23 protein-coding genes are annotated in these 20,819 nt (G+C 71.8%); 9 read left to right on the top strand and 14 right to left on the bottom strand.

From position 1 onward, the window contains the following. Positions 1-14: 14 nt before the first annotated feature. Positions 15-809 carry a diacylglycerol kinase catalytic domain-containing protein gene (locus tag ACZ49B_RS29340; RefSeq protein WP_468311647.1) on the bottom strand — a complete coding sequence of 265 codons (795 nt, stop codon included), beginning with the start codon at positions 807-809 and terminating at the stop codon, positions 15-17. Positions 810-993: 184 nt separating this feature from the next. On the opposite strand from ACZ49B_RS29340, the gene ACZ49B_RS29335 reads away from it, so the two are divergent. The 4 genes from ACZ49B_RS29335 to ACZ49B_RS29320 all read left to right on the top strand — a co-directional run bounded on the left by ACZ49B_RS29335 (position 994) and on the right by ACZ49B_RS29320 (position 5,114). Beyond that, entirely contained in the window at positions 994-2,277 is a 1,284-nt protein-coding gene (locus ACZ49B_RS29335; RefSeq protein WP_363175862.1) for an adenylosuccinate synthase, read from the top strand. Between the two features lie 183 nt (positions 2,278-2,460). After that, a complete protein-coding gene (locus ACZ49B_RS29330) occupies positions 2,461-3,375 on the top strand; it encodes a hypothetical protein (RefSeq protein ID WP_468311595.1) in 915 nt (304 codons plus the stop codon). Positions 3,376-3,398: 23 nt separating this feature from the next. Next, positions 3,399-4,271 (top strand): hypothetical protein, encoded by an 873-nt coding sequence (locus ACZ49B_RS29325; protein ID WP_468311593.1) that lies wholly within the window; start codon positions 3,399-3,401, stop codon positions 4,269-4,271. Between the two features lie 345 nt (positions 4,272-4,616). After that, positions 4,617-5,114, top strand: coding sequence for a DUF4232 domain-containing protein (locus tag ACZ49B_RS29320; RefSeq protein WP_468311591.1), 498 nt, complete (start codon positions 4,617-4,619; stop codon positions 5,112-5,114). Between the two features lie 35 nt (positions 5,115-5,149). Here ACZ49B_RS29320 and ACZ49B_RS29315 read toward each other — a convergent pair whose 3' ends face one another. Then, the gene (locus ACZ49B_RS29315; RefSeq protein ID WP_468311589.1) at positions 5,150-5,749 is read right to left on the bottom strand and encodes a TetR/AcrR family transcriptional regulator; all 600 of its coding nucleotides are present in this window, start codon (positions 5,747-5,749) and stop codon (positions 5,150-5,152) included. Positions 5,750-5,848: 99 nt separating this feature from the next. Here ACZ49B_RS29315 and wrbA point away from each other — a divergent pair, with 99 nt between their 5' ends. After that, on the top strand, positions 5,849-6,451 hold the full coding sequence (wrbA, locus tag ACZ49B_RS29310; protein ID WP_468311587.1) for an NAD(P)H:quinone oxidoreductase: 603 nt from the start codon (positions 5,849-5,851) through the stop codon (positions 6,449-6,451). Between the two features lie 186 nt (positions 6,452-6,637). Here wrbA and ACZ49B_RS29305 read toward each other — a convergent pair whose 3' ends face one another. Then, positions 6,638-7,219 (bottom strand): TetR/AcrR family transcriptional regulator, encoded by a 582-nt coding sequence (locus ACZ49B_RS29305; protein ID WP_468311585.1) that lies wholly within the window; start codon positions 7,217-7,219, stop codon positions 6,638-6,640. A gap of 63 nt (positions 7,220-7,282) precedes the next feature. Here ACZ49B_RS29305 and ACZ49B_RS29300 point away from each other — a divergent pair, with 63 nt between their 5' ends. Together ACZ49B_RS29300 and ACZ49B_RS29295 are read left to right on the top strand one after the other, a co-directional pair. After that, a complete protein-coding gene (locus ACZ49B_RS29300) occupies positions 7,283-7,789 on the top strand; it encodes an SRPBCC family protein (protein WP_468311583.1) in 507 nt (168 codons plus the stop codon). A 232-nt stretch (positions 7,790-8,021) separates the two neighbouring features. Further along, positions 8,022-8,465, top strand: coding sequence for an RICIN domain-containing protein (locus tag ACZ49B_RS29295; RefSeq protein ID WP_468311581.1), 444 nt, complete (start codon positions 8,022-8,024; stop codon positions 8,463-8,465). 19 nt (positions 8,466-8,484) lie between these two features. Here ACZ49B_RS29295 and ACZ49B_RS29290 read toward each other — a convergent pair whose 3' ends face one another. After that, on the bottom strand, positions 8,485-8,670 hold the full coding sequence (locus ACZ49B_RS29290) for a DUF397 domain-containing protein (protein ID WP_468311579.1): 186 nt from the start codon (positions 8,668-8,670) through the stop codon (positions 8,485-8,487). Next, positions 8,667-9,524: a helix-turn-helix domain-containing protein gene (locus ACZ49B_RS29285; RefSeq protein ID WP_468311645.1), complete on the bottom strand. Its 858-nt coding sequence runs from the start codon at positions 9,522-9,524 to the stop codon at positions 8,667-8,669. Before ACZ49B_RS29285 ends, ACZ49B_RS29290 begins: the two co-directional genes overlap by 4 nt. 124 nt (positions 9,525-9,648) lie before the next feature. On the opposite strand from ACZ49B_RS29285, the gene ACZ49B_RS29280 reads away from it, so the two are divergent. Next, positions 9,649-10,125, top strand: coding sequence for a hypothetical protein (locus ACZ49B_RS29280; protein ID WP_468311578.1), 477 nt, complete (start codon positions 9,649-9,651; stop codon positions 10,123-10,125). Here ACZ49B_RS29280 and ACZ49B_RS29275 read toward each other — a convergent pair. The 4 genes from ACZ49B_RS29275 to ACZ49B_RS29260 form a co-directional block, all read right to left on the bottom strand. Continuing rightward, entirely contained in the window at positions 10,050-10,934 is an 885-nt protein-coding gene (locus tag ACZ49B_RS29275; RefSeq protein ID WP_468311576.1) for an alpha/beta hydrolase family protein, read from the bottom strand. The genes ACZ49B_RS29280 and ACZ49B_RS29275 overlap by 76 nt on opposite strands. 166 nt (positions 10,935-11,100) lie before the next feature. Further along, positions 11,101-12,303 (bottom strand): kynureninase, encoded by a 1,203-nt coding sequence (gene kynU / locus ACZ49B_RS29270; RefSeq protein ID WP_468311575.1) that lies wholly within the window; start codon positions 12,301-12,303, stop codon positions 11,101-11,103. Continuing rightward, positions 12,296-13,141, bottom strand: a complete 846-nt coding sequence (locus ACZ49B_RS29265; protein WP_030299170.1) for a tryptophan 2,3-dioxygenase family protein — start codon at positions 13,139-13,141, stop codon at positions 12,296-12,298. Before ACZ49B_RS29265 ends, kynU begins: the two co-directional genes overlap by 8 nt. A gap of 201 nt (positions 13,142-13,342) precedes the next feature. Next, positions 13,343-13,756, bottom strand: a complete 414-nt coding sequence (locus ACZ49B_RS29260) for a DUF3151 domain-containing protein (RefSeq protein ID WP_468311574.1) — start codon at positions 13,754-13,756, stop codon at positions 13,343-13,345. Positions 13,757-13,955: 199 nt separating this feature from the next. Here ACZ49B_RS29260 and ACZ49B_RS29255 point away from each other — a divergent pair, with 199 nt between their 5' ends. Continuing rightward, positions 13,956-15,188: an IS701 family transposase gene (locus ACZ49B_RS29255; protein ID WP_468311573.1), complete on the top strand. Its 1,233-nt coding sequence runs from the start codon at positions 13,956-13,958 to the stop codon at positions 15,186-15,188. A 94-nt stretch (positions 15,189-15,282) separates the two neighbouring features. On the opposite strand, the gene fbaA is transcribed toward ACZ49B_RS29255, so the two are convergent. The 5 genes from fbaA to ACZ49B_RS29230 all read right to left on the bottom strand — a co-directional run bounded on the left by fbaA (position 15,283) and on the right by ACZ49B_RS29230 (position 20,680). Further along, a complete protein-coding gene (fbaA, locus tag ACZ49B_RS29250; protein ID WP_030152875.1) occupies positions 15,283-16,305 on the bottom strand; it encodes a class II fructose-bisphosphate aldolase in 1,023 nt (340 codons plus the stop codon). A 245-nt stretch (positions 16,306-16,550) separates the two neighbouring features. Continuing rightward, positions 16,551-17,090: an orotate phosphoribosyltransferase gene (gene pyrE, locus ACZ49B_RS29245; protein WP_266665490.1), complete on the bottom strand. Its 540-nt coding sequence runs from the start codon at positions 17,088-17,090 to the stop codon at positions 16,551-16,553. Positions 17,091-17,121: 31 nt separating this feature from the next. Continuing rightward, positions 17,122-17,910, bottom strand: a complete 789-nt coding sequence (locus tag ACZ49B_RS29240) for an aldose epimerase family protein (RefSeq protein WP_468311572.1) — start codon at positions 17,908-17,910, stop codon at positions 17,122-17,124. 197 nt (positions 17,911-18,107) lie between these two features. Next, on the bottom strand, positions 18,108-18,992 hold the full coding sequence (locus tag ACZ49B_RS29235) for an SRPBCC family protein (protein WP_468311570.1): 885 nt from the start codon (positions 18,990-18,992) through the stop codon (positions 18,108-18,110). A gap of 47 nt (positions 18,993-19,039) precedes the next feature. Next, positions 19,040-20,680 (bottom strand): polyamine aminopropyltransferase, encoded by a 1,641-nt coding sequence (locus ACZ49B_RS29230; RefSeq protein ID WP_468311568.1) that lies wholly within the window; start codon positions 20,678-20,680, stop codon positions 19,040-19,042. Positions 20,681-20,819 lie beyond the last annotated feature (139 nt).

Below are 20,819 nucleotides of genomic sequence, written 5' to 3'. Positions count from 1 at the left end.
CGGGCCGGAGCAGCTCAGCGCGGCAGCGTCAGGGACCAGGCCGCCGGGCGGAGGGTCCAGGTACGGCGGCGGACCGGGCCCGCCACCAGCGCGTCCGCCCGGTAGCGGAAGTCCGAGCCCGACACCGTCACCGAACCCGCCCGCGCCCGCAGCGAAGGCCCGCCGGCCACCCGGACCGTCACCTCCGCCACACCGTCGGACGACACCGGCACCACCCGGAGGTCCTCCACCAGCCGGTCCACGTCCACCAGGACCCGCCCGTCCACCTCCACCCGGAGCCGGTGCCCCGCCGGGACCCCCGACGGGACCAGCGTCCGCACCAGCGAGCGGTACGCACTCCAGACGGACGGCCTCGGTACCGCCCGGACGGGTGGAATCCGCAGATCCCCGAGCACCACCCCGTCGCTGTCGTCCACCAGCAGGTCCCGCGTTTGGACGGCCCCGTCCAGCACCGACCGCGCCGCCGCCACCGCGGACAGCGGCACGCCCAAGGACCGGGCCAGCCCCAGCGAGCCCGCGGGCCCGACCGGGACCAGCGACAGGGCGCCCTCGCCCAGCCCCCGCTCCCGGTGCAGCAGCCCCACGGCCCGGACCAGCGCCCGGTCGTCGCCCACGATCACCGGCTGCCGATGACCCCGGCGGGCAAGTGCCCGCGCAAACTCCTCCTGCGAGTCCGGGAGGCAGATTTTCGCTGCCGCGCCCGCTGACAGGACATCCTTCGCGATCCGCACGGACTCGCCGTCAAGACGGCGGGCGACCGGGTCGACGAGCACGAGCAGGCCGCCTACCGGCGCGCCCGCATGGCTCATGGTGGGCTCTGGAGCCGACACCTCGGTCCTTCCTCGGGTAGCATCTTTGTGCAAGAGGCCCTTGCGCTATTGCGCCAGGGCCTTCGTCTATTCCGGGGTACCGGTCCGACGGCTCAGCCTGCGGTGTACATCGTCGTACGCCCCCTGACCTTGGACATGCCCCATCCGGAAGAGGTGTACGCCTGTGCCCGCTCTTGTGCTGCTCGGAGCTCAGTGGGGTGACGAGGGCAAGGGAAAGGCCACCGACCTGCTCGGTGGATCCGTTGACTATGTGGTGCGCTACCAGGGCGGCAACAACGCCGGCCACACGGTCGTCGTAGGCGACCAGAAGTACGCACTGCACCTTCTCCCTTCCGGCATCCTGTCCCCCGGATGCACCCCTGTCATCGGCAACGGCGTCGTCGTCGACCCGGCCGTCCTGCTCTCCGAGCTGCGCGGTCTGAACGAGCGCGGCATCGACACCTCCAAGCTGCTGATCAGTGGCAACGCACATCTGATCACGCCGTACAACGTCACCCTCGACAAGGTCGGCGAACGCTTCCTCGGCAAGCGCAAGATCGGTACGACCGGCCGCGGCATCGGCCCGACGTACGCGGACAAGATCAACCGCATCGGCATCCGCGTCCAGGACCTGTACGACGAGTCGATCCTCATCCAGAAGGTCGAAGCGGCGCTCGAGGGCAAGAACCAGCTCCTCGCCAAGCTCTACAACCGCCGCGCCATCGAGGCCGCCGCGATCGTGGAGGAGATGCTCCAGTACGCGGAGCAGATCAAGCCGTACGTCGCCGACACCACGCTGATCCTCAACAACGCGCTCGACGAGGACAAGGTCGTGCTGTTCGAGGGCGGCCAGGGCACCCTGCTGGACGTCGACCACGGCACGTACCCCTTCGTCACCTCCTCGAACCCGACCGCCGGCGGCGCCTGCACCGGCACCGGCGTGGGCCCGACGAAGATCAGCCGCGTCATCGGCATCCTGAAGGCCTACACGACCCGCGTCGGCGCCGGCCCGTTCCCGACCGAGCTGTTCGACCAGGACGGCGAGGACCTGCGCCGCATCGGCGGCGAGCGCGGCGTGACCACCGGCCGCGACCGCCGCTGCGGCTGGTTCGACGCGCCGATCGCACGCTACGCCACCCGCGTGAACGGTCTGACGGACTTCTTCCTCACCAAGCTGGACGTGCTGACCGGCTGGGAGCAGATCCCGGTCTGCGTCGCGTACGAGATCGACGGCAAGCGCGTCGAGGAGCTCCCGTACTCGCAGACGGACTTCCACCACGCGAAGCCGATCTACGAAAACCTCCCCGGCTGGTCCGAGGACATCACCAAGGCCAAGACGTTCGCGGACCTGCCGAAGAACGCCCAGGCGTACGTGAAGGCCCTCGAGGAGATGTCGGGCGCCCCGATCTCCGCGATCGGCGTCGGCCCCGGCCGCACCGAGACGATCGAGATCAACTCGTTCCTGTAGGCCACAGGTCGAACCGCACATGAGGGGCGGGGCTCCGCAAGGAGCCCCGCCCCTCACGTCTGCCCGGGTGCGGCCGGGCAACGCATATACCGGTTGAACCGGTCCCGGGGCGGCAGGGTAGAAAGAGATCACGCATGCCGGCCGTTTCCGGCCAGGCACTCGCTCCCTGGGGGGAACCACACCATGCACACCCGTGCGCTCCGCAGAACGTTCGTCACCCTGCTCGCCGCCGCCGCCCTGAGCGCCCTGGTCCCGGCGACGGCGTCGGCCTCCGACCCCACCGAATGCGACGACTTCACCGCCGGCAACAGCACGTTCTTCGCCCCCGGCCAGCGCATCGACCCGGGCACCCGCGTGGTCCCCACGCCGCTCAAGCCGGAGTTCGTCATGCAGGAGGACGGCAACCTCGTCATCTACGCGGTCGGCCTCCCCGGTGGGCCCGACCTCGCGCTGTGGAGCACCGGCACGTACGGCAACCCGGGCGCGTACGCCCTGATGCAGGAGGACGGCAACTTCGTCGTCTACAAGAAGGACGGCGGCCCCGGCAAGGGCGGCGCCCTCTGGGCCACCGGCACGTACGGTGACCGGACGGGCGCGAACCTCGGCGCCTGGTTCTCCGACTCCGGCAGGCTGTCGGTGTCCGGCCGCGGAAGCGGCAGCGGTAACAACCCCATGAACTGGGACAGCGGCACCAACAAGCACCACGCGAAACTGTGTGCAAACCCGCCGAGCGGTATGCAGCCGCACTGGGACCAGGGCCACTGGGCAGAGTCCGCCTCCGTGTGGCTGGTGCTCCAGAACGACAACAACCTCGTCATGTACCGCAAGCGCGACGGCAAGGCCATCTGGAGCAGCGGCACCTGGCACGCCTCCACAGCCGAGAACGGTCGCGTGTACCTGGAGATGCTTCGGAGCGGCGACCTGGTCGTGCGCGACTACGGCCCGAACTTCGCGACGCGCTGGCGGACCGGCACGGCCGGCAACGACGGCGCCTACGCCCTCCTCCAGGACGACGGCAACTTCGTCGTCTACAAGAAGGACGGCGGCCCCGGCAAGGGCGGCGCCCTCTGGGCCACCGGCACCTACAACAAGATCTGATTCACCACGGGGGGAATCCACCCATGCGACACCACCTGCTCGGCAGAGCGCTCGTCACCCTGCTCGCCGCCTCCGCCCTGACCGCCCTGGTCCCGGCCGTGGCGACGGCCGTCGAACCCGGCCAGTGCCGGACCGGCGGCGGCGGCTACTCGTCGGACCTGCGGCCCGGCCAGCGCCTCGAGTCCGGCCAGAGCCTGGTACCCACTCCCGGCAAGCCCGAGCTGATCATGCAGTCCGACGGCAACCTCGTCGTGTACGCGACCACTTACCCCGGTGGGCCCAAGCTTCCGCTGTGGAGCAGCGGCACGTACGGCAACCCCGGCGCGTACGCCACCATGCAGGAGGACGGCAACTTCGTCATCTACCGCCAGGGCGGCAGCGACCAGGCCGGCGGCGCCATCTGGGACACCGCGACTTACGGCAACCGGGCCAACTCCTACATCCGTGCCTCGATCAGGGATGACGGCGAGTTCAGTGTCAGCGGCCGCAGCGAGGACTGGTACTGGTCGACCGAGACCAGCGAGCAGCCCAACAAGGTGTGCTCGTCCGACGCCTCCTGGATCCGGGGCAACTGGGCCCAGTCCGCGACCGTCTGGCTGGTGCTCCAGCACGACAAGAACCTCGTCATGTACCGCAAGAGCGACGGCAAGGCCATCTGGAGCAGCGGCACCTGGGGCAACCGTAACGGCCTGAGCCTGGAGATGGGCGACAACGGCGACCTGACCCTGCGCGAGAGCGGACCGAACCAGACGGTCCGCTGGCGCACCGGTACCGGGGGCAACGCCGGCGCCTACGGCCTGCTCCAGGACGACGGCAACTTCGTCGTCTACAAGAAGAGCGGCGGCCCGGGCAAGGGCGGCGCCCTGTGGGCCACCGGCACCTACAACAAGGTCTGACGGACAGGCCGGATCCGGCAGGAGTGCCGGGCGCCGGCCTGCGGCAATGACGAGGGGGCGGTGTGCCGTACGGCGCACCGCCCCTTCGGCGTGAGCGCCGCCGAAAGGTCGCGAAGACCCCGGGCCGCTAGAATGGTGCCATCAGGCCCGCACTCTTCAGCCGCGGGAGTTTTCCACCGCGGGAGCGCACCGCCCGTCGGGCATCCGCGAGAGTGCGAGCACTTCTCCCGTAGACGGCACGTCGAACCGGAACACCACCGGACACCGACTCCCCTGGACCTCGTCGCGTGGATTCCGTCGTGCCCGGATGCGGACAGATTCCTTCACTGGCACAGGAGTTGGCCCATGAGCAACGTCCTGACCCGGGCTGCGACCCTCGCTTGCACAGCCCTCCTCGCGACCACCGGCGCCTCGGTCGGCGCCACCCAGGCATCCGCCGTGCCGAGGACCCCGACCTGCCGAGTGGCCGACCTGGACCTGTCCATCGGCGAGCCGGACGGCGCCGCGGGGTCGCTCTACTACCCCATCCAGTTCACCAACACCACCACCCACAACTGCGCGTTGCGCGGGTACCCGGGCGTCAGTGTCGTGGATGTCCAGCACCGCCAGATCGGCACTTCCGCGATTCGCACCGGCGAGTCGTACGAGACCGTGACCCTCGTCCCCAGCGAGACCGTGACCGCCGTCCTGCGCACCAACAGCCGGGGCGTCGTGCCGAGCTGTCGGCAGACGTCGACCTACATCAAGGTCTACCCGCCGAACAGCGGCGTCGCCGAACAGATCCCGTACCGCCTGAAGGTGTGCGGGGCCTTCGAGATAAGCCCGGTCCAGGCCGGGGAATGAGCACCGGAGCACGGACCGTGTCAGCGGCTTGATCCTCAGGGTTCCTGCCCGAAACCGAGCAGGGCGTCAAGGGCGGCCTTGATCTGGGCGAGCGGGACTTCCCGCGCCGTGAGGTGCTCGAACAGGCTCGGCACGAACGGGGCCAGGAGCAGATGCGCCATGACCGGCGCGTCTGCCTCCGGGCGGCCTTGGCGCAGCAGCATCGCGACGTGCGTGTGCATGGTCAGGTACGCGCCGCTGGTGTACCGGGCGCCCGGTGAAGCGGCCTCGGCCACGGCCATCACCGCACGCTGCTCGACGAGCCGTTCGGCCAGGGTGTGCAGGAAGGCGCGCAGCCGGACCTCGGGCGGCGCTTCGGGGCCGAGCGGAGCCGGCCCGCTCATGAAGGCCTCCTGGAAGCGCCGCTCGTCGTCGTCGAGCAGCGCGAACAGCAGGCTGCTCACGTCGCCGAAGCGGCGGTAGACCGTCCCGACCCCCATGCCCGCGGCGTGGGCGACCGCGTTCATGGTCACGGCGTCCGGCCCCTGCTCGGCGACCAGCCGCGCGGCCGCGTCCAGGATCTTCCGCCTGTTCCTGGCGGCGTCCGCGCGCTCGGGCGGGGCCTGTCCCGTGACGGGGAGTTCGATGCGGCTCATACCCAGAGGTTACCGGACCCCTTGCCAAGCGGATGACTATCCGGTTTACTCTCCCTCATTGAACCGGATAGCAATCCGCTTACAGATGGGGTCCACACCATGAGCGCCAAGGTCGCGGTCGTCTACTACTCCTCCACCGGAAACGTCCACGAACTCGCGAAGGCCGTGGCCGAAGGCGCCGAGAAGGCGGGCGCCGAGGTCCGCCTGCGGCGGGTGCCCGAACTCGCCCCCGACGCGGCCATCGACTCCAACCCGGCGTGGCGGGCGCACGTCGAGGACACCAAGGACGTCGAGGTCGCCACCCTGGACGACCTCGCCTGGGCCAACGCCTACGCGATCGGCTCGCCGACCCGGTACGGGAACATCTCGGGCCAGCTCAAGCAGTTCCTCGACACCACGGGCGGCCTCTGGCAGCAGGGCGTCCTCGCCGACAAGCCGGCCACCGGCTTCACCAGCGCGCACAACGCGCACGGCGGCAACGAGTCCACGCTGCTCGCCCTCTACAACACCTTCCACCACTGGGGCTCGGTCATCGTCTCGCCGGGCTTCACCAACCCGGTCGTCTTCGGCGCCGGCGGCAACCCGTACGGCACCTCCCACCCGGCCAGCAGCGGCGCCGTCAGCGAGGAGACCCTGATCGCCGCCCGCTACCAGGGCGAGCGCCTCGCCACCTTCGCGGCCCGCCTGGCCGCCACCGCCTAGGGCCTGCCTTTCGGATCATGCCGGGCTCGCGGGGCCTGGCACGCGCGCTCGCCGCGTCGTCGTCACTCGCCAACGTCCCCCAGCTACCGCTGGGAGGTGCCCCCACCGCGTTGACTCCCTCCTCCGCCTTGCGATCGCACGCACCAGGCCCCGCTCCCCGACCCGGCCTGATCCAAAAGACAGGCCCTAACCCAGGAGGGCCGCCGTGCACTCCTCGGTGAGGTCCTCGGCGTGCGGCGGCAGGGGGGCGCCCGCGCGCAGGTGGCGGCGGACCACCGAGAGCGGCAGGTCGACCAGGGCCACGACGACCCGGTCCCGGGCCTGCTCATCCGCGGCGCCCAGCGCCTCGGCGAGGCCGCCAAGGGCGGCGAACACCCGCCCGTTGCCGGCGTCGGCGCGCGCGGTGTGCTCCTCGGACCAGCCGGTGCGGCCGAAGTCGGCGGCGCCGTAGAGGAGGAGGGAGGCTTCCTCCGAGTTCGCCCTGCTCCAGCCCACCACGTACCGGGATCCGGCGCGCGCCGCCCGGCGAGGATCGTCCTCGCCGTCGAGCACGGCCAAGTAGCCCTGCTGGAACCGCTCCACGGTCCGCAGCCACACCTCGGCGAGCAGCACCGTGCGCCCGGCGAAGCGGTGGTAGACCGAGCCGCTGGGTGCGCCGACGGCCTGGGCGACCGCGGACATGGTGACGGCGGCCGGCCCTCCGGCGGCGGCGAGCCGGACGGCGGCGTCGAGGAGCTGGTCGGTGTCGAAGCGGGGTGGTCGTGCCATGAATCAGAGAGTACTCTCCAATTTATTAGAGGGATCCCTCTAATAATGGTGAGGGGAGGACGCATGGGCGTCCACAACGTGCACGAGCGCCTGCTGCCCGCGAAGGGCAGCGAGGTGAGCGCGCTCATCGACACCCTGGCGAGCGGGGACGACGACCTGCTGTGGCCGGGCCGGGACTGGTCCCCGATGGAGTTCGACCGCCCGCTGGGGCCCGGTGCGGCGGGGGGCCACGGACCGGTGCGCTACACGGTGACCGGGTACGCGCCCGGGCGCTGGATCCGCTTCGAGTTCACCGGGCCACGGGGGTTCCACGGCCACCACGAGCTGGCCGTGCTGCCCGCAGGACCGGACAGCACCCGGCTGCACCACACCCTCTCGATGTCCACGAGCGGCCTGGCCCGCATCACCTGGCCACTGGCCTGGCGGCCCCTGCACGACGCCTGCCTGGAGGACGGCCTCGACCGCGCCGAGCTCGCCTGCACGGGCAGGGTGGTCAGCCCGGCGCGCTGGTCGCCGTACGTGCGCTTCCTGCGCGCCCTGGCCGCCCGCGCATCCCGCGCATCCCGCTGAGGCGTGTGGAGGCGGGGGAAGGCGGTACCACCGGCGGCAGGAGCCGGGGCTTCGTGACGAACAGCTCCGGCCCGGACCGGCCGGTCCCGTGGGCGCCGCGGTAGGGGTTCCCGGTGTCGGGGACCTGTTGCCGAACGCAGCGGAGCACGTCGGGTGAACCTGGCCGCCCAGTCGGGTGAGCACGGGGCCGGTCCGCCTTCCCCGGTGATCAGCGCAGCCCTACAACTCGGGTGTGCTCACCAAAACCCTCCGTACCCTCGCGGTACTCACCACGGTCGTGCTCACCACCACGGCCGCGCAGGCGGCAGTGCCGACGCCGCGGGACATCGACGCCTCCCGCTTCAAGCTGGTCAACTCCGAGCTGAACGTGTGCCTGGAATGGAACGGCGACCACGACGTCTCCGTGTACGGCTGCAGCAGCTCCCCGGGACAGCGGTGGTACAGCCCCGATCACGTGACCATCCGCAGCTCCGCGACGGGAGCCTGCCTGGCGAGCGCCGAGTACGAAGAAGTGGTCCTCGCCGACTGCGACGGCAGCCGCAGTCAGAAGTGGAACGCGGAGCGCCAAGGCATCGTCAACCACGACGGCGGTCACTGTCTGACGGTCGAGCGGGGCTGGGTCATCATGGCGCAGTGCGGCGTGACCACCGGCCAGACCTGGGACTTCGTGCAGTAGCCGGCTCCGGCTACCCCCCTTACGCCCCCGCGGCCCAGCCGGCGAAGTCGGCCCAGGCCGTGGGGGCCACGGCCAGGGTCGGGCCGGTGAGGTCCTTGGAGTCCCGGACGTGCACGGCGTTCGGACAGGCGGCCACCTCGACGCAGTCCCCACCGCCGCCGTCGCTGTAGCTCGACTTGAACCACTGCAGGGTGCTGGTGCTCATTTCCGTACTCCTGCCAACCGTTGGATGAGTTCCAGGGATTCCTCGGGGCTCAGTGCCTGGGAGCGGATCTTCGCATACCGCTGCGCCAGTCGGGACACCTTTGCCGGGTTACTGATGAGGATGCCCTCGTCGTTGATTTCCATGTAGACGACGTGCTCGTGCTCCCCGGTCTCCACCACTTTCATCGGGCCGCGCTCGCCCGCGTGGGAGCCTTTCAGACCCCGGCGCTTGGACAGGACCTGCACCGTGACGTTGTCGCGTTGCGCATCCTCTGCGAGCGACAGAAGCTGCCCTCGTTGGACGTGCCAGCTCCCGTACGGACGCTCAAGAATCCCTTCTTCGACGATCAGTTCGATCATTGCCATCGGGTCGCGGTCGAACAGCGCCTTGCGCGCCATCCGGGCCTCCACCAGCTCCTCCGCCCGGGCGTCCGACACCGGCGGATAGCTGCCCTTGAACACCGCCCGGGCGTACGACTCCGTCTGGAACAGGCCGTCCATCACCATCGTCTGGTACGACGAGAGCATGAGGGCATCGGCTTCCACCTGCGAGAACTTCCGGAAGCGGACCGGGTACTTCTCCATCAGGACGTACTTCCGCGCGGTCTCGAAGAAGCCGCGGCGGTCGCCGATCGCCACCTCCAAGCCCACCAGCATCTTGTCGCTCACCGGCTGCGCGCCCGTTTCCATGGCGCTGATCGCCGAGCCGGTGTAGCCGGTCATCTCCCCCACCGCCACCTGCGTCAGGTTCTTCTCCAGCCGGAGGATGCGGGCGATCTCCGCGACGTACGACGTCGTCGGTCGCTCGTCTTCGCTGTCGTTTTCCTTGCCTTTGTTGGCGGCAGCCTTCGGCATGGTGAACACCCCCGAAACGAAGTGAACTCAAATGGTCTCCAGCGCACGGTGCGCCCTCCCAGACTTCTCACCTATCAAGTCCGAGACGTAGAAAACGGTAGACCTGAGCCATCACGCTTGGGTCATGAACACTGAAAGTCACGCGCCCAACTCCCGCACGCCCAGCTGGATTCCGGCCGCCGGCATCGGAATTCGCAAGGCAGGAGTGCTATTTGACGCCGTACGTGTGGACGGTGACATGGGACGGGACCTGGCCGATCTCCTCGTCACGCTCACTGGCGGTGACCCCGGGCCGATCGTCGTCCAGGCCAACGGGAAGCGGCCCGTGTACTTCCTGATCCCGGTCGGGAGTGCCGCGTACCGGATCTGGCCACCGGGCTTCACGCGGCTCGCGTCAGGGCCGCGCAGGACCACGTACATCCCCGTCCCGGCCCTCGACGGCGCCTGGCCGCTGGCCTGGCGGTGCCCGCCGACGCGGGAGGACCGGTTCGTGCACGCCCTGCTGCTGTACCGGGCCGCCGGCCTCTACCAGGCCAGCTGCGAGATCTCCTCGGCCACCACCGCGCAGGCGTCCGCGGCGGGGTCGATCAGCGGGAAGTGACCGACGCCGTCCAGCAGGGTCAGACCCACGGTCTCACCCGCCTTGGCCGCGGCGGCCACGTACGACTCGGCCACCGACGGCGGGACCACGATGTCCTCGCGGCCGTGGACGACCGCCGTCGCGATCCCCGTCGGCAGCAGGGCCGCCGGATCCGCGAACGGCAGGCGCTCAGCCCACTGGTCCGCGCCGCCGAGCAGCTGCGCGGACGCGCCGCCGCACACGCCCAACTCCTCCGCGGCCACGAAGTCCGCGATGGGGGCCAGTGCCACCACGCCGCGCAGCAGCGGTGGGGAAGGCAGCCTCCAGGCGGCCGGGGACTCGGGCGGCAGGACGTGCCGGGCTGCCGCCCACAGCGCGAGGTGGCCGCCCGCGGAGTGGCCGGTGATGACGGTACGGCGGGGGTCGGCCTGCGGGAGGTGGGACGAGGCCAGGTGCGGCAGGGCGTCCATCGCGGCGGCGACGTCGTCGAAGGTCTCCGGCCAGCGGCCGGCCACATGGCCCTCGGCGTTCTGGCGCGGCAGGGAACTGCCGCGCCGGTACTCGACGTTGGCGACGGCGAAACCCCGGCGGGCCAGGAAATCCACGAGCGGGGTGATGTGGTGCCGGTCGTACGGGGCCCGCCACGCACCGCCGTGCAGGACCACGACCAGCGGGGCAGCGCCCGCCGCGGTGTCGCCGCGCGGGGCGTAGAAGTCGATCACCTGGTCGGGGTGGCCCCCGTACGACCCGGTCGCGTCGGGGGCGACCGGCGGGTGGGCGAAGGCCGAGGCGGCCTCGGCGGCGTCCCGTTCGACTGCGGGGTCCGTCATCGGCTCAACCTCTCGGTAACGCGTGGGACTGGTGTTCCGGCAGAGCGGGACCGTATCAGGCCGGAACACGACCTTCCGTGGCGGGCGGCGGCCACGGACGGGATGTGCGGGGGCGGACGGAGCCGAAGCCCCGCCCGCCCGGTTGCCGTGACGTTTCGCCCCTACATCACCCGAAAATGTGACCCAGTGTCCGGGCGGCACGCTCCGCATCGGCGAATCCGACGTAGAGCGGGGTGAAACCGAAGCGCAGGACGTCCGGGGCGCGGAAGTCCCCGATCACACCGCGGGAGATCAGGTCGTCCATGACCTCACGGGCGTTCTCGGTGCGCAGCGAGACCTGGCTGCCGCGCCGGTCGTGCTCGGCCGGGGTGACCGATTCGACCTTGCCGGCCGGGACGTACGCCGCCACGCACTCCAGGAAGAAGTCCGTCAGGGCGAGGGACTTGGCCCGTACGGCTTCCACCGGGACCCCGTCCCAGGCGTCGAGCGCCGCTTCCAGGGCCAGCATGGACAGGATGTCCGGGGTGCCGACCCGGCCACGTATCGCACCGGCGGCCGGGGCGTAGTCCGGGGTCATCGCGAAGGGTTCCGCGTGGCCGTTCCAGCCGGGGAGCGGGGAGTCGAAGGCGGCCTGGTGGCGTGCGGCGACGTAGAGGTACGCCGGGGAACCGGGGCCGCCGTTCAGGTACTTGTACGTACAGCCGACCGCGAGGTCGACGGCGTGCTCGTCGAGGTTGACGGGGAGGGCGCCGGCCGAGTGGCAGAGGTCCCAGACGGTGACGGCCCCGGCGGCGCGGGCCGCCGTGGTGAGGGCCGGGAGGTCGTGGAGGCGGCCGGTGCGGTAGTCGACGTGGTTGAGGAGGACGACGGCGGTGTCCTCCCCCATCGCCTCGGCCGCGTGGGACGGGTCGACCGGGACGACGGTGAGGCCGGTCATCCGGGCGGCCGACTCGGCGATGTAGCCGTCGGTGGGGAAGGTGGACGCGTCCACCAGCAGCTGCGTGCGGCCGGGGCGGGCCAGGCGGGCGGCGCCGACCAGGGCCTTGAACAGGTTGACGCTGGTGGAGTCGCCGACGACCGTCTGGCCGGGGGCGGCGCCGATGAGCGGGGACAGCTTGTCGCCGATCCGCTCGGGGGCGGTCCACCAGGTGCCGTTGCTCCAGGACTGGATGAGCTCGGTGCCCCACTCGTGGGTGATGACCTGGGCGATGCGCTGCGCGACGCCGGTCGGGAGGGCGCCGAGGGAGTTGCCGTCCAGGTAGACGACGCCGTCGGGGAGGGTGAAGCGGTCGCGGAGCTTGCCGAGCTCGTCGGCGGTGTCCAGTTCCGCGGCGCGGGCCGCCAGGTCGGTCCTCGTCAGCTCAGACATGGCTTCGCGCCGTCCAGAGCTCGGGGAAGACGTTCTTCGTGGCGCGCTTCTCGAGCCAGGTCACGCCGGCCGAGCCGCCCGTGCCGGTCTTGGCGCCCATCGCGCGGCGGGTCGCGACCAGGTGGTCGTTGCGCCAGCGCCAGACGAGCTCCGCGACGTCCGTGAGGACCTCGCCGAGGCGGTGGAGGTCGAGCTGGGCGTCGGGGTCCGCGTACAGGGAGGTCCAGACGGCCTCGACCTCGGGCGACGGCTCGTACCGCTGGGAGAGGTCGCGGTCCAGGACCTCGGCCGGGACCGGCAGGCCGCGGCGGGCCAGCAGGCGCAGCACCTCGTCGTAGAGGCTGGGCTCCTGGAGGGCCTTCTCCAGCTCCGCGTGGACGCGCGGGGCGCCGCGGTGCGGGACGAGCATGGAGGCCGACTTCTCGCCGAGCAGGAACTCCATGCGGCGGTACATCGCCGACTGGAACCCGGAGCCCTCGCCGAGGGCGGCGCGGTAGGCGTTGAACTGGCCCGGGGTGAGCTGGGCGAGCGGGCGCCAGGAGGCGTTGAGGGCCTCGAGCTCGCGGAGGGATCGTTTCAGCGCATCCATCGCGACGGGGATGCGGTCCTCGCGGAGGGCCTTCGCGGCCGTCTCCCATTCGTGGACGATGACCGTGAACCACAGCTCCATGACCTGGGTCGTCACCAGGAAGACCATCTCGCCCGGGTCGTCCGAGCGCAGGTGCTGGAGGTGGGTGAGGACGTCCGCCTGGACGTAGTCCTCGTACGGGGTCGTGCCGGCGAAGTCGAGGTTCGGGGTGTCCGAACCGGCTCCGGAGGCATCAAGGGTGTTCGACATCGCTGTCTCCTCGACACGTGCTTCCGGGTAGCGGTCCGCTCCTTCCGATGGGTGAGTGGAGCCCCGGTCCCCTGTCCGCATCATAGGACCGGTTGCGGGACTCCCTCCAGCGCGGTGTGACCGGGGTCACGGTCACTTTTGGGACACTACGGCCGGTCGGAGCCCCGGTGCGGGGCCCCGACCACGTCCTGTGCGCGCGGCTCAGGCGCCGAGGACGTCCGCCGCCGTCTCGGACGAGTCGCGCAGGAAGGTCGAGCAGCGCTCGTACTCCTCCTTCTCGTCGATCGCCCCGGCCGCACGGGACAGGGCGTACAGGGCGCGCAGGAAGCCGCGGTTCGGCTCGTGCTCCCACGGCACCGGGCCGTGGCCCTTCCAGCCCGCGCGGCGCAGGGCGTCGAGGCCGCGGTGGTAGCCCGTACGGGCGTACGCGTACGACTCGACGGTGCGGCCGGCGGCGAACGCCTCGTCGGCGAGGGTCGCCCAGGCGAGGGAGGAGGTCGGGTGCGCGGCAGCCACCTCGACGGCGGGCGTGCCCGTGGCGAGGGCCTCGCGGCCCGGCTCGTCGGGGAGGTGGGTGGGGGCGGGGCCCCCGAGCAGGTTCTGGTGAATGGACATGGTCCAAGTCTGGGGTATCCGGCCCCTCCGCGGTGCGGCGGTGGCGCGTACGGACGGTGGTCCAACCACCGCTGCGGCTCCCGTGGGTGGCGGGTGGTGGGCGCCCCACCACCAGTCGGCCCAGTCGTGTGCCCGGCACACCTCCCCTGCGAGGGGGCCACGGGCGGACGGTAGGAGGGCCATCGACGAAGGGGGAGTCGTGAACACCACCATCAGCAGCCCGAGCAGCAGCACGTACCAGGGTGTCCGGGCGGGACGACGGAAGCTCGCGGACGAGGCAGTCGAGGAGCTGTGCGCGGCGGTGTTCACGTCCTTGCGGCGCAAGGACCAACGGGAGCGGGGACGCCAGTACGTACGCGGGCTGCTCGGGGCCGAGGGCCGCAAGTCGATCCGTAACATCGCGCAGCAGCTGGGGGCGGGGCCCGGCGCCACGGCGGCGGAGCAGAGCCTGCACCACTTCATCGCGGCGTCGACCTGGGACTGGCAGCCGATCCGCGCGGCCCTGGCGCAGTACCTGGGGCAGGCGGCTCCGCTCAACGTGTGGGTCGCGCAGCCGATGGCGATCCCGAAGGGCGGGGAGCACTCGGTGGGGGCGGGGCACCGCTTCGACCCGCACCGCGGGCAGATGTTCCGCGGGCAGCAGGCGTTCGGGATGTGGTTCACCTCCCCGGGGGTGGCCACGCCGGTGGGTTGGCGGCTGTTCCTCGGCGAGGAGCCGGAGGCCGCTCGGACCGAGGAGTACGAGGGCTACGAGGAGTGCGCGGTGACGGGCGTGCTCGACACCCTGCGGGAGTCGGGCCTGGCGACGCGGCCGGTGGTGCTCGACATCCGGGACATCGCGACGCGGGCCACGCTGAACCGGTTCGCGGAGGCGCGGGTGCCGGTGGTGGGGCGGATCAGCCCCGAGGCGCGGCTGCTGGTGACGGACCCGCGGCTGCCGGGCTTCGGCGCGGGCACGCTCGCCGCGCGGGACATCCTGCAGAGCGTCAGGGGGCTGCGGATGCCGGTGGAGTGGGCGGCTCCGGACGCTCCGGGGGCGCGGCGGACCTCGCTGGTGGCGGCGGTCCGGGTGATGGTGCCGGATCCGGCACCGGGGCGGCGGCGCGAGGTGCTGCTGTTCGGCGAGTGGGAGTCGGCCCGGCGGCTGCCGACGCAGTTGTGGGTCACGGACATGGTGCGGACGGACCCGGGGGCGCTGGTGCGGATGACGAAGACGGCGCACCGGGTGTCGGCGGCGGCCGGCCTCAGCGTGCAGGAGATCGGGCTCCGGGACTTCTCCGGCCGCTCCCTGCCGGGCTGGCACCGGCACGTGACCCTCGCCTCGGTGGCCCACGCGGCCCGCTGCCTGGAGCCGGCGGTGCCCCAGGCTCCCGCGCGGCACAGCCTGGTCCGCCGCCCGCGCCCCCACCACCCGACCCTGGCCACCCGCTGACGAAGGGCCCGGCCCGCCGTCGCGGGACGGGGGCCGGGCCCTTCGGCACAGCAGGTGGAGCGCGTGGAGCGGGTGAAGCAGGTGGAGCGGGGTGTTACTTCAGCTTCGTGCCCGTCGAGCGCAGGTTCGCGCACGCCTCGGTGACGCGCTTGGCCATGCTCGCCTCGGCGAGCTTGCCCCAGGTGCGCGGGTCGTAGGTGGACTTCTTGCCGACCTCGCCGTCGACCTTCAGGACACCGTCGTAGTTGCGGAACATGTGGTCCGCGACCGGGCGAGTGAAGGCGTACTGGGTGTCGGTGTCGAGGTTCATCTTCACGACGCCGTTCTCCAGCGCGGTGGCGATCTCCTGCTCGGAGGAGCCGGAGCCGCCGTGGAAGACGAAGTCGAACGGGCTGGTCTTGCCGTACTTCTCGCCGACGCCCTGCTGCAGGTCCTTCAGCAGCTCGGGACGCAGGACGACGTTGCCCGGCTTGTAGACGCCGTGCACGTTGCCGAAGGACGCGGCCAGCAGGTAGCGGCCCTTCTCGCCCAGGCCCAGGGCCTCGGCGGTGCGGATCGCGTCGTCGACGGTGGTGTACAGCTCGTCGTTGATCTCGTGCGTGACGCCGTCCTCCTCGCCACCGGTCGGGGTGATCTCGACCTCGAGGATGATCTTCGCGGCGGCGGCCTTGGCGAGCAGCTCCTGGCCGATGGCCAGGTTGTCGGCCAGGGTCTCGGCGGAGCCGTCCCACATGTGCGACTGGAAGAGCGGGTTCAGACCACGGGCCACGCGCTCGGCGGAGACCTCGAGAAGCGGGCGGACGTAGCCGTCCAGCTTGTCCTTGGGGCAGTGGTCGGTGTGCAGCGCGACGGTGACGTCGTACTTCGCCGCCACGATGTGCGCGAACTCGGCCAGGGCGACCGCGCCCGTGACCATGTCCTTCTTGTACTGGCCACCCAGGAACTCCGCACCACCGGTGGAGATCTGGATGATGCCGTCGCTCTCGGCCTCCGCGAAGCCGCGCAGTGCAGCGTGCAGGGTCTGGGTCGAGGTCACGTTGATCGCCGGGTAGGCAAACTTGCCTGCCTTCGCCCGGTCGAGCATCTCGTTGTAGACCTCGGGGGTTGCGATGGGCATCTGTCCGCTCCTTGGATGTGCGGGGAGTGTGCGATTGCTGGCCCTGACCTGGGGGCGACGTAACCGTCGGGCTCATCCTTCCAGACTCTGCGCGACACTCCACCCGTGCGGGCGGGACCGTTTCACGTGAAACATTCGGTCCGGCCGGGAAAGAGCAGGTCAGGGCCTGTGCCCGGAGCCCCGGGGACCTGAGTCACCGGTTCTCCGGGAGGCCAGAATGCGAGATCAGGCGCGATCGGACGGGATCAGGCCAGGTCGAGGTCGGCGAGCCGGTACCCGGTGAGGTACGGCAGGCCCGCCTCGGCGATGGCGTCCGCGGCCCCGCGGTCCACGATCGTGGCGACGGCGACGACCTCGCCGCCGGCCTCGCGGACGGCCTCGACGGCGGTCAGCGGGGACCCGCCGGTGGTCGAGGTGTCCTCGACGACCAGGCAGCGCTTGCCCTTCACGTCGGTGCCCTCGATACGGCGCTGCATGCCGTGGGCCTTCTGCGCCTTGCGGACGACGAAGGCGTCGAGGCGTCCCCCGCGCGCGGCGGACGCGTGGAGCATCGAGGTCGCCACCGGGTCGGCGCCCAGGGTCAGACCGCCGACGCAGTCGAAGTCCAGGTCGGCGGTGAGGTCGAGCATGACCTGGCCGACCATCGGGGCGGCCTCGCCGTCCAGGGTGATCCGGCGGAGGTCGATGTAGTAGTCGGCCTCCTTGCCGGAGGAGAGGGTCACCTTGCCGTGCACGACGGCCTTGTCCTTGATCTGCTGCAGAAGCGCATCCCGTACGTCACTCATGGCCCCGAGCTTAGTTGCGCCGCGACCCGGGCTAGGACAGCCGCCGCCAGGTCCACGTCGTGGAGATCTCCAGCGGGTCCACGGGGCTGACCAGGCGCGGCAGGGTGTTCAGCCCGTTCGGCGGGCCGGACTGCGGCTCCACGCAGACGGCCTCGGGCTGCTCGTCGTACACGACCACCCATTCCGCCCGGCTGCTGATCTTCAGTTCGAGCGCGCCGGGCCAGGTCAGGGTGGCCTCGACGCCCTCCGGCATGCCGAAGCAGTCGTCCCGGGGGCCGGGCAGGGGGTCGATGCGCTTGCCGGTGGGCAGGTGGTCGGCGCCGCGCTCCTCCTGCCAGGCGGGGGCGAAGTCGAGGCGTACGTCCTCGCCGCCGGCGCCGAGGTTGCGGTGGAACCAGGGGTGCCAGCCCGCCTGGGCCGGGAAGGAGTCCCCGTACGTCTCGACGCCCAGGGTCAGGGTCAGCGAGTCGGGGCCCAGCTCGACGATCTGCGTGACGCGGCCCGGGTACGGCCAGGGCTCGGCGAGGTCGTACGTGAACGCCGCCTCGGTGGCGGTGACCCGGGCGGGGCGCCAGGACGCGTCGCGGCCGAAGCCGTGGATGGCGTGCGGCGGATGGTTGAGCGGCAACTGGTGGACGACGGCCCCGTCCTGGAACCGTCCGTTCGCGGTGCGCCCGCACCACGGGACCATCGGGAAGCATCCGTAAGGGGCGCCTTGGCGCAGCAGCTCCGTGCCGTCGATGCGCAGGCTGCTGATCCGGCAGCCGTTCTCCTGGTCGACGGTCACCTCGGCGCCGCCCGCGCTCAGTTGCGTACTCATGCAGGCGACTCTAGGGGGTGTCGTCTAAGTAGCGTCGTCCGCCCGTGAGGGCGGGGCCGGCGGGGTCTGGTGCGTGTGATCGCAAGGCGGAGGAGGGAGGCGACGCTCGCGTCGTCGACCGACGACAACGCGGCGAGCGCGCGTGCCGGGCCCCACCGGCCAGACGGGACTTTGACGACGCCCCCTGGGGGCAGAGATCAGCGGCGGCGTCGCAGGGCCCGGCCGACCACGACTGCCGAGGCCAGCGCCAGGGCGGCAGCCGGGGCGATCCAGCGCAGGTTCGCGCCGGCGCTGGAGCTCGCGGGGGCGGGGACGGGGGCGTAGCGGCCGCGCGGGGGCGCGTGGTCCACTTCCTCGGCGCTGCGGCCGATCATCGTGCGGCGGGCGTGGGCGGCCTCGGCGGGGGGCTGCGCGGCCGCGCCGAACCCGTCGATCTCCCCGGTCCCGCTGCTCTGCCCGACCTGGCCGAAGTCCGGGAGGCCCTCGAAGTCACCGTCCATGAAGGGGTCCAGGGACGGGGGCGGCACCTCGGTGTCGAAGACGGAGGCCGTGACCTCCGTGACGCCGCCGTCCTCCCCGTCCTGCGCGCCGGGTGCGTCGCCCTCCGCCTCCTCGGCCTCGGCGATGACGTCGGTCACCGGCTCCGCGGCTTCGGCCGCCAGCGCCGCCAGCTGCTCGGCGGCCCGGTCCAGGAGCCGCTGGACGGCGGTCGCGGTGGCCTCCGGCGCGAAGGCGGCGGCCCGCCCGTCGGCGGCGGCCTCGGCGGTGAACCCCAGCCGGGTCCCGTCGTCCACCGGGGTCAGCAGCAGCGCCAGCGACAGCTTGACGGTCCCGCTGCCGCGGATCTCCGTGCCCTCACCGGTCACGGTGAAGACGTACGGATCCCGTTCGGTGACGGACAGGGCCCCGCGGTAGGTGACGGTGTTCCCGCCGACCCGCAGTTTGAGGCGGCCCGACACGGGACCGGACGCGGCGTCGGCGTCCTGCTGGAGCCCGGGCACGCAGCGGGCCACGCGGGCGGGGTCGCGCAACACGGCGCGCAGGTCGTCTGCCGGTACCGGAACGAACACCTGATGCTCCATGTGGTCGAGCCTACCGACGAGAGACCCTCCCGCACCCGGTCCGGCGCTTACGAATACCGCGGGTGCGGGAGCGTCGACGGCGGCAGGCCCGCCACCCTGGTGCGCTCGGCGTCGCGCGCGGCGTCCCGCAGGGACTGCGTGGACAGCGAGCGCAGCCCCGGCGTGTCGCGGTCGACGCGCAGCTCGGGGACCTGGTCCCGGCCGGCCAGTACGAAGCCCCAGTCCTGCGGTGGCGCGTCGGTCGTGCCGAGGCTGCGGTCGGGGCCGGCGGCGAAGCCGGAGAGCCGGCCGCCCGCGCTGTAGGGCGCGGTGCGCAGGCCGGCCGCACGCAGGGTGGCCTCGACCGTCCAGTACGTACGCGGGCGCGTGGCCAGCGGTCCGGCGTGCACGGCGAGCCGCCCGCCGGGGCGCAGGGCCCGGGCTGCGAGCCCGTAGAACTCCTGCGAGTACAGCTTCGTGCTGGGGGTGATGCCCGGGTCGGGGAGGTCGGAGAGGATGACGTCGTAGCGGTCCCGGGCGGCCGGCCCCCGCAGCCAGTGGAACGCGTCCTGCGTGACGACCCCGAGGCGCGGGTCCTCGTACACCCGGCCGTTGAGCGCGGACAGCATCGGGTCGGTGCGGGCGAGCCGGACCACGCCGGGGTCGAGCTCGACGACGGTGACGGAGGCGACGTCGCGGTAGCGCAGCACCTCGCGGGCGGCGAGCCCGTCGCCGCCGCCGAGGACCAGGACCCGGGCGTGCGGGCCGGTCATCGCGGGGTGCACGAGGGCTTCGTGGTAGCGGTACTCGTCGTAGCCGCTGACCCGCAGCCGGCCGTCGAGGAACAGGTCGAGGGAGCGCGGGGAGCCGGTGGCGGGGCCGGTCAGCACGAGCTCCTGGACGCCGGTCTGCTGTGCGACCCGGACCTCGCCGCCGTAGACGGCCCGCCGGGCGACCCGCTCGAAGTCGTCGGCGAGGACGGTCGCGCTGGCGAGGACGGCCAGGACGGTGACGTTCGCGGCGATCAGCAGCCAGCGGGAGCGCCGGCTCAGATCGCGGCGGAACAGCCACAGGACGAGGCCCGCGCCGACGACCGCGTTGACGGTGCCGGTCAGCATGGCGCCGGTGAGCTGGCCGAGCACCGGCAGCAGCAGGAACGGGAAGGCCAGCCCGCCGACCAGGGCGCCCACGTAGTCGGCGGCGAACAGGTCGGCGACGGCGCCGCCCGCGTCCTGCCTGCGGATCCGCTGGATGAGGACCATCAGCAGCGGGATCTCGGCTCCGATGAGCACGCCGATCGCGAAGGAGAAGGCCACGAGGGCGGGCCGGGACTCGCCCAGCCACGCGAAGCTCGCGTACAGCGCTATCGCCGAGAGCCCGCCGAGCAGGGCGAGGCCCGCCTCGATGACGGCGAATCCGAACGCGGGCCGTCTGCGCAGCCGTTTGGCCAGCAGGGAGCCGACCCCCATCGCGAAGACCATGACGGACAGCACGACGGACGCCTGGGTGACGGAATCGCCGATGAGGTAGGAGCCGAGGGCGAGCAGCTCCAGCTCGTACACGAGTCCGCAGGCGGCGCAGACGAACACGGTGGCCAGGACGAGGAGTCGGCCGGTCCGGGGCCGTACGGGCAGGGCGGCCGGGAGGGTCGCCACGCCCCGCGGCTCCGGAGCCGGGAGCACCCGGCGCGGGACGGAACGGTCGATCATGAAGCGAACGGTACGTCACCGCCCACTCGCATCCCGTCACCCACATGGGTGCAAGTGGCGTACGGTTCCAGCCAGTTGGCGTAACCGCGTGGGGACGCGCGCGGCGCCCGCGCCCCGGAACGCCCAGCCCAGTCCCGCC

The organism is Streptomyces sp. NPDC031132 (assembly GCF_055570595.1).
Note: the sequence above shows the minus strand (reverse complement) of the source record. Positions and strands in the feature narration are given on the sequence as shown.

Excerpts from the sequence above, each read along its gene's own strand:
- ACZ49B_RS29340 (WP_468311647.1), bottom strand. The coding sequence starts at position 809 with ATGAGCCATGCGGGCGCGCCGGTAGGCGGCCTGCTCGTGCTCGTCGAC.
- ACZ49B_RS29330 (WP_468311595.1), top strand. The coding sequence starts at position 2,461 with ATGCACACCCGTGCGCTCCGCAGAACGTTCGTCACCCTGCTCGCCGCC.
- ACZ49B_RS29325 (WP_468311593.1), top strand. The coding sequence starts at position 3,399 with ATGCGACACCACCTGCTCGGCAGAGCGCTCGTCACCCTGCTCGCCGCC.
- ACZ49B_RS29320 (WP_468311591.1), top strand. The coding sequence starts at position 4,617 with ATGAGCAACGTCCTGACCCGGGCTGCGACCCTCGCTTGCACAGCCCTC.
- ACZ49B_RS29315 (WP_468311589.1), bottom strand. The coding sequence starts at position 5,749 with ATGAGCCGCATCGAACTCCCCGTCACGGGACAGGCCCCGCCCGAGCGC.
- wrbA (WP_468311587.1), top strand. The coding sequence starts at position 5,849 with ATGAGCGCCAAGGTCGCGGTCGTCTACTACTCCTCCACCGGAAACGTC.
- ACZ49B_RS29305 (WP_468311585.1), bottom strand. The coding sequence starts at position 7,219 with ATGGCACGACCACCCCGCTTCGACACCGACCAGCTCCTCGACGCCGCC.
- ACZ49B_RS29300 (WP_468311583.1), top strand. The coding sequence starts at position 7,283 with ATGGGCGTCCACAACGTGCACGAGCGCCTGCTGCCCGCGAAGGGCAGC.
- ACZ49B_RS29290 (WP_468311579.1), bottom strand. The coding sequence starts at position 8,670 with ATGAGCACCAGCACCCTGCAGTGGTTCAAGTCGAGCTACAGCGACGGC.
- ACZ49B_RS29285 (WP_468311645.1), bottom strand. The coding sequence starts at position 9,524 with ATGCCGAAGGCTGCCGCCAACAAAGGCAAGGAAAACGACAGCGAAGAC.
- ACZ49B_RS29280 (WP_468311578.1), top strand. The coding sequence starts at position 9,649 with ATGAACACTGAAAGTCACGCGCCCAACTCCCGCACGCCCAGCTGGATT.
- ACZ49B_RS29275 (WP_468311576.1), bottom strand. The coding sequence starts at position 10,934 with ATGACGGACCCCGCAGTCGAACGGGACGCCGCCGAGGCCGCCTCGGCC.
- kynU (WP_468311575.1), bottom strand. The coding sequence starts at position 12,303 with ATGTCTGAGCTGACGAGGACCGACCTGGCGGCCCGCGCCGCGGAACTG.
- ACZ49B_RS29265 (WP_030299170.1), bottom strand. The coding sequence starts at position 13,141 with ATGTCGAACACCCTTGATGCCTCCGGAGCCGGTTCGGACACCCCGAAC.
- ACZ49B_RS29260 (WP_468311574.1), bottom strand. The coding sequence starts at position 13,756 with ATGTCCATTCACCAGAACCTGCTCGGGGGCCCCGCCCCCACCCACCTC.
- fbaA (WP_030152875.1), bottom strand. The coding sequence starts at position 16,305 with ATGCCCATCGCAACCCCCGAGGTCTACAACGAGATGCTCGACCGGGCG.
- pyrE (WP_266665490.1), bottom strand. The coding sequence starts at position 17,090 with ATGAGTGACGTACGGGATGCGCTTCTGCAGCAGATCAAGGACAAGGCC.
- ACZ49B_RS29240 (WP_468311572.1), bottom strand. The coding sequence starts at position 17,910 with ATGAGTACGCAACTGAGCGCGGGCGGCGCCGAGGTGACCGTCGACCAG.
- ACZ49B_RS29235 (WP_468311570.1), bottom strand. The coding sequence starts at position 18,992 with ATGGAGCATCAGGTGTTCGTTCCGGTACCGGCAGACGACCTGCGCGCC.
- ACZ49B_RS29230 (WP_468311568.1), bottom strand. The coding sequence starts at position 20,680 with ATGATCGACCGTTCCGTCCCGCGCCGGGTGCTCCCGGCTCCGGAGCCG.